The sequence below is a fragment of the Thiohalocapsa halophila genome (genome assembly GCF_016583825.1).
Classification (GTDB): domain Bacteria; phylum Pseudomonadota; class Gammaproteobacteria; order Chromatiales; family Chromatiaceae; genus Thiohalocapsa; species Thiohalocapsa halophila.
In genome coordinates, this window is sequence record NZ_NRRV01000159.1 from 1 (window position 1) to 1,978 (window position 1,978).

The 1,978-nt window shown below is 58.2% G+C and carries 3 protein-coding genes; all 3 read right to left on the reverse strand.

Annotation, left to right across the window (positions count from 1 at the left end; all coding sequences use genetic code 11):
• Nucleotides 1-458 (reverse strand): ATP-binding cassette domain-containing protein (locus tag CKO31_RS25620; RefSeq protein ID WP_200243629.1); only part of this gene is annotated, 458 nt, incomplete at its 3' end.
• A 4-nt stretch (nucleotides 459-462) separates the two neighbouring features.
• Nucleotides 463-1,224, reverse strand: a complete 762-nt coding sequence (locus CKO31_RS25625; RefSeq protein WP_200243631.1) for an ABC transporter permease family protein — start codon at nucleotides 1,222-1,224, stop codon at nucleotides 463-465.
• Nucleotides 1,217-1,978: PstC family ABC transporter permease (locus CKO31_RS25630; RefSeq protein ID WP_200243634.1), on the reverse strand; the 762-nt coding region annotated here is incomplete at its 5' end. The genes CKO31_RS25625 and CKO31_RS25630, both read right to left, overlap by 8 nt.

Consider the following 1,978-nt stretch of genomic DNA (forward strand, 5'->3'; position numbering starts at 1 on the left):
TCCATCATCCCGCGCCATTCCTGGCGAGCCACCTTGCGCTTGCGCAGCGGGATCTTCAAGTTATCCCAAATCGAGCAGGGGAAAACGGTCGGCTTCTGCCAGACCATGGCGAAATGGGAGCAGACGCTGTCCACCGCGTCGTCGGCATCGCTACAGGTGATCTGGATCTCGCCTACATGGCTCAGGTTGTCGTCCATCAACTCGGACATGGCCTTCAGCAGCGTACTCTTTCCAGAGCCGGAAGGGCCCATGATTGCCACGACGCCGATCTTCGGCAGGCGTAGCTCATCCACCGTCAGGATCGTCTTCTTCCTTGCCAGGATGCGCAGATCCTTGATCATGATGCCGCGATCGGCAGGGTCATCGAACAGCAACTGGACGTGTGGGTTGCTGATCGACACTTGGACGTGTTCGCGATTGATCGACTGTGCGGGCGTGGCAAAGCATGTTACAGACATGGCTTCAATCCTCCGATAGGTAGCGATGTGCCAGACGTGGCGCGATGAACAGAAACAGCAGGAAGATTGTCAACAGCAGCGAGAGACTGCGGGCCTCCGGCATGCCGCCCGGGATATCCATAGCCAGAAGGAAAATATGGAAGTTGATCAGTCGGACCGAGTCCATGATGGATTCGGGAAAGGCGGTCAATGCCCCACAGGTCAGCATGACCGCCGCGGTATCGCCCAGCGAGGTCGCCCAGCCCAGGATCAGGGCGTCGAGGACCTTGCCTTTCTGATACGCCGGCGACAGGCGGAACAGCAATTCGAGCGGGCCGACGCCGAAGGGCTTGGCCGCCATGCCGTAGCGCTGGTTGAACGGCCTAAGCAATTGTGAAAACGCCGTCACCAGGGTCGGATACAGCAGCATGATCAGGGTTAGCATCGCGGACAGCATCGACCAGCCGAAGCCGAAGGCATTGACGAACAACAGAAAACCGATGATCCCGAGGATGATCGACGGCATGCCGGCGAGGATGTAAACCGAGACCGCGGTCAGTGATTGCAGCCAGCTCGGCAGGTGAATGATACCGCCCATGACCCCGGCAATCAGGTAAGCGGGCAACGCGGCAATCAGCACCGCGCCCACCGTGACGATGACGGTCCCGACGATGATGCCCGCGGTGGTATGCTCGAACTCCAGCGGCTTGAAGAAGGTGGCGAGCACGCTCACCGTCAGCAGCAGGTACAGCCACAGCAGCCAGCGCTTTGCGATGATCTTAAACATTGATCAATCTCCGGTATTGCGCTAGCAATACGACCAGGATCAATACGATGGCGATACTGGCCATCGCGAACAGGGCCTGTTCATGCAACCCCGAGGCATAAGACATCTCCAGTGCGATGGCCGCGGTCAGTGATCGAAAACTGTCGAGGAAACTGCTGGGTATCTGCAGGCTGTTGCCGGACACCATCACCACCACCATGGTCTCGCCGAAGATGCGGCAGAAGATATAATTGATGGTGCCGATGACGGCCGTGGGTTGACTCTTGATGAAGAGCTCGGAGCGGCTCAAGGCGGACATCTGAAAACTGTATTCGAGCCCCTGGAACTGATCCAGATGGGTCAGGTAGCTGCGATAGAACAACAGGGTGCAGATGGGCGTGATAAAGATCGTCAGACCGATGGATGCGGCCAGCAGGGAGTAGCCGTTGCCACCGAAGGTCTCGCGCACCAGGGGGACGATCTGGATGATGGCCCAGACGCCGATGATCACCGAAGGCAGCGAGATCCAGACCTCGAGGATCGCGACCAGTACCGGGTTGAGCCAGTGCTTGCGGTTGTCGACCAGAGACAGGCTGAGTAGCCAGCCGATAAACAGAGACATGGGTAGGGTGACCAGCACCAGCATCAAACTGCCGGTCAGGGGAGTCATCACCCCAAAATATCCGTCATCCGGCAGCCAGTCGAAAGATAGCCAATTACCGATCGGGACTTCTCTGAAGAAGTCGACGGAGCTGAGGAGCGGAAAGGCCAACAA